A 3,641-nucleotide genomic window follows, 5' to 3' on the forward strand; every position below is an offset into this window, starting at 1 on the left:
GCTTCATGCGTGCGTCCGAGCGAACGACTTACTCTCGCGCACTTGGTGGCCTGGCCACCTCCCTATCTGTCAGAGGGACCGCATCGGCACGAGGATGCCCTTCCATCAGTTCATTGCAGCGCTGCCGATCGACCGCCTGATTTGTTGTACGTCCCGGACTGGCGGCGCGCCAAACTGCCGAAGATATTCGCGACTGAACTGCGAAGAACTCTCATAGCCGACCGCGAAGGCGACATCTGAAGCGGTTCGGTCTCCCGAGAGCAGCAGCTGTCGCGCCTCCTGCAGTCGGAGTTGCTTCTGATACTGGATCGGGCTCAGGCCCGTCAGTGCCACGAAGTGTCGATGCAGGCTGGCACGGCTCATGCCGCTTGCGTCGCACAGTGCCTCGATGCGCAGCCGCGTATTGTGATGGTCGCGGATCCATTCAACGGCACGGCGAATGCGGCCAAGCGCTCCTTCGGGCCGTGCAATATGGCGCAGCAGGCGCCCCTGCGGACCCTGCAGGAGACGATAAAGCAATTCCCGCTCCGCCATCGGCGCCAGAACCGGAATGTCGCCGGGGGTATCGAGCAGAGCCAGCAGGCGCAGCAGCGTGTCGCGCAGGGGCGGCGTCATCGGATTGATCGCGATCCCGATGCCGGGCGCATCAGGGTCGCGCACCGGCGGCATGGTGGAGGCGACTTCGGCCAGCAGCGCGGGGTCTAGGACGAGCGAGACCGCGACATAGGGGCGGCCATCTTCGGCATTGTGTATCTGGCCGCTGAGCGGCAGATCCAGCGCGCTGACGAGATACTGCGCGCAATCGTAACGCAACAGATTGTCCTGGATCGCCACATCCTTCGCCCCCTGCAGGATGAAGCAGATCATCGAGCGATAGAGGCATGGGGACGTGCCGGAGGTCGCTTGCCCCACGCCGATCTCCAGGCGCGGGATGGACGTCACGGTCATCCCTGGTCGTGCGTGGCGCAGGGCAAGGGCGATATGCGGCTGGAGTTCATCGGTCATCATTGTCCTATTGCATAGTTTGCGATTTCCGCAAAGAGCTTGAGACGATCAGGCAAGACATTGAGAGCATTGGGCGCGCGAGCGCGGCCCGTGCGGCCTATCTGGTTGGCATCGGAACGGGGGCGCCGCGGTGCGGCTCTCCGGCGGGCCCATTCAATCAGGGACAGACCATGACCAAGCAGATCGCACTCATCACCGGCGCCAGCCGCGGCCTCGGCCGCAGCATGGCGCTGCATCTTGCCAAGCGCGGCGTCGGCATCATCGGCACTTATCGCAGCGGTAAGGCGGAAGCCGACACACTCGCTCGCGAGATCGAGGCGCTGGGCGGCAAGGCCGCGATGATCGCGCTCGACGTCAGCGACACGACGAGCTTCCCGGCCTTTGCCGCGACGGTCGCGCAGACGCTGAAGGCCGAGTTCGGCCGCGAGCGCTTCGACTATCTCGTCAACAATGCCGGCCACGGACTGTACGGGCTTACGACCGACGTGACCGAGGAGCAGTTCGACTCGCTGATCGACACGCATCTGCGCGGCCCGGTCTTCCTGACCCAGAAACTGCTGCCGCTGATCGTGGATGGCGGACGCATTCTCAATGTCTCGTCGGGCTTTGTACGCGTCACGATGGCGGGCTACGGTCTCTACGCGGCGGCAAAGGCGGCGATCCAGACGCTGACCAAGTTCATGGCAGTCGAACTGGGCGCGCGCCAGATCCGCGTGAACGCGATCGCGCCAGGCGCCATCGCCACCGACTTCTTCGGCGGGGCGGTCCGCGACGATGAAAACGTGAACGCCTTTATCGCGCAGACCATCGCACTCGGCCGCGTCGGCCTGCCGGACGACATCGGCGGCGCGGTGGCGGCCATCCTGTCCGACGATATGGGCTGGGCGAACGGCACCACCTTCGACATTTCGGGCGGCCAGGCGATCTGACCCTCGTGCCGCCCTGCGTTTCCATTCCGGCCATCGAGAGACCATCATGCCCGACGCCAGCCTGACCCTCATCAGTCATCCGCTCTGCCCGTTCGTTCAACGCGCGGCTATCGTTCTTCTCGAGAAGAACGTGCCGTTCGAGCGGATCAACGTCGACCTCTCGGCCAAGCCCGACTGGTTCCTGGCGCTCTCGCCGACGGGCAAGGTGCCGGTGCTCAAGGTGGGCCAGGCCAACGGGGAGGACGCGATCCTCTTCGAAAGCATGGTGATCTGCGAATATCTCGAGGAAACGCAGGGCGGCGCGTCTATGTATCCCGACGATGCGCTGTTGCGCGCCCGGCAGCGCGCGTGGATCGAGTTCGCCACGCCGACCCTGGCCGAGGCTTGGCAATTCCTCAACGCCACCGACGCGGCGATCGCCGAGGGCAAGCGGGCCGCGTTCCGCGACCGGCTCCAGAAGCTGGAGGCGGAGCTGGGGTCGGGGCCGTATTTCGCCGGTGCCGACTTCGGCATGGTCGATGCGGTCTACGCCCCGCTCTTCCGCTATTTCGCGATCATCGATCCCGCTGTGTCGCAGGCAATCTTCGAGGGCCTGCCGCGGGTCGCCGCGTGGCGAGCGGCGCTGGCGGCGCGCCACAGCGTTAGGGATGCGGTGGTCAACGACTATGCCGATCGCTTCCGCGAACATCTGCGCCAGCACCAAGCAATCCTCGCGACCTGACACTGCGCGCGGGGACAGGCGCCCGAACTATCTCATGCCATTCAAAGGACGATTCCCATGACGACTCATGCACCACGCGAAGCCGGTGCCAAGAGCGCGCTGATCCTTATCGAATATCAGAACGACTGGCTGGCACCCACCGGCGGCATCAATGGCCAGTTCCAGGACCGCGAGCAGTTCGACACGGCCGTCGCCAATTCAAAGAAGGCGCTCGAAGAGGCCCGTCGTCGCGACATGGAGGTCATCCACGTCAGGATGGTCCTCGAACCGACCTACCGCGTGCTGGGGGAGGGGAAGTACGGCCTGCGCAAGATGGTGCGGGACTACGGCTCGTTTCTCGGCGAGCAGACCGAATTCTTCCCGGGGTTCGAGCCTCGGGATGGTGAATATGTCATCAGCGAGCGGACCGGCGGCAGCAGCGCCTTTGCGGCGACCACGCTCGACAGCTATCTGCGCAACAATCGGATTTTCGACATCTACGTCATGGGCTTCGCCCTGCGGCAGTGCGTTGAGTCGACCGTGCGCAACGCCCACGACCTCGGCTATCATACCAACGTCATCTACGATGCGTCGGCCGCCTTCACTCGGGAACAGCAGACCTCGTTCCTGAGCGACATCGCTCCCTTCTATGCCAATGCGATCACGACGCGACAATTCCTGACGCGGGGGTGAACCGTTGCGATGCTCAGTTCCACTGATGTGTTGCTGAGCATCAGTGTTCTGATGAGCGCGCGAGCTGCCGCCCTTGATTGGGCAACGTGCCCGCGCGCTCGGCGGTTCTGGCCGGATGCGGCTGGTCCATTCAGAGATCGCGAAGTGGCTTCTGTCGGCCGCTCGAAGTCGGATGGTTCCGGCATGGTTACCGGCGAAGTTCCACCCCCGTGGCCCTGCCTGAGACAGGCGTCAAGCGTTGAAATGGCTACGGTGGGCCTGAAAGAGCCCGCTGATGAAATCCATCACGATGCGCACGCGCGCAATGTCGCGTT

The 3,641-nt window shown here is 64.2% G+C and carries 5 protein-coding genes; 4 read left to right on the top strand and 1 reads right to left on the bottom strand.

The features are described from left to right. Window positions 1-105: 105 nt before the first annotated feature. Window positions 106-1,005, bottom strand: a complete 900-nt coding sequence (locus ACO2RV_RS24940) for an AraC family transcriptional regulator N-terminal domain-containing protein (protein ID WP_423296893.1) — start codon at window positions 1,003-1,005, stop codon at window positions 106-108. A 170-nt stretch (window positions 1,006-1,175) separates the two neighbouring features. Between ACO2RV_RS24940 and ACO2RV_RS24945 the strand changes: the two genes are divergently transcribed. From ACO2RV_RS24945 to ACO2RV_RS24960, 4 genes are all read left to right on the top strand, one after another. After that, a complete protein-coding gene (locus tag ACO2RV_RS24945) occupies window positions 1,176-1,934 on the top strand; it encodes an SDR family NAD(P)-dependent oxidoreductase (protein ID WP_423296894.1) in 759 nt (252 codons plus the stop codon). A gap of 46 nt (window positions 1,935-1,980) precedes the next feature. Beyond that, on the top strand, window positions 1,981-2,655 hold the full coding sequence (locus ACO2RV_RS24950) for a glutathione S-transferase family protein (RefSeq protein WP_423296895.1): 675 nt from the start codon (window positions 1,981-1,983) through the stop codon (window positions 2,653-2,655). A 57-nt stretch (window positions 2,656-2,712) separates the two neighbouring features. Beyond that, complete coding sequence (locus tag ACO2RV_RS24955) at window positions 2,713-3,327, top strand: cysteine hydrolase (RefSeq protein ID WP_423296896.1); 615 nt, start codon at window positions 2,713-2,715, stop codon at window positions 3,325-3,327. A 9-nt stretch (window positions 3,328-3,336) separates the two neighbouring features. Further along, the coding region (locus ACO2RV_RS24960) for a hypothetical protein (protein ID WP_423296897.1) at window positions 3,337-3,641 on the top strand (305 nt) is incomplete at its 3' end.

This window comes from Ancylobacter sp. VNQ12 (genome assembly GCF_049445835.1).
Taxonomy (GTDB): Bacteria; Pseudomonadota; Alphaproteobacteria; order Rhizobiales; family Xanthobacteraceae; genus Ancylobacter.

Excerpts from the sequence above, each read along its gene's own strand:
- ACO2RV_RS24950 (WP_423296895.1), top strand. The coding sequence starts at position 1,981 with ATGCCCGACGCCAGCCTGACCCTCATCAGTCATCCGCTCTGCCCGTTC.
- ACO2RV_RS24940 (WP_423296893.1), bottom strand. The coding sequence starts at position 1,005 with ATGACCGATGAACTCCAGCCGCATATCGCCCTTGCCCTGCGCCACGCA.
- ACO2RV_RS24945 (WP_423296894.1), top strand. The coding sequence starts at position 1,176 with ATGACCAAGCAGATCGCACTCATCACCGGCGCCAGCCGCGGCCTCGGC.
- ACO2RV_RS24955 (WP_423296896.1), top strand. The coding sequence starts at position 2,713 with ATGACGACTCATGCACCACGCGAAGCCGGTGCCAAGAGCGCGCTGATC.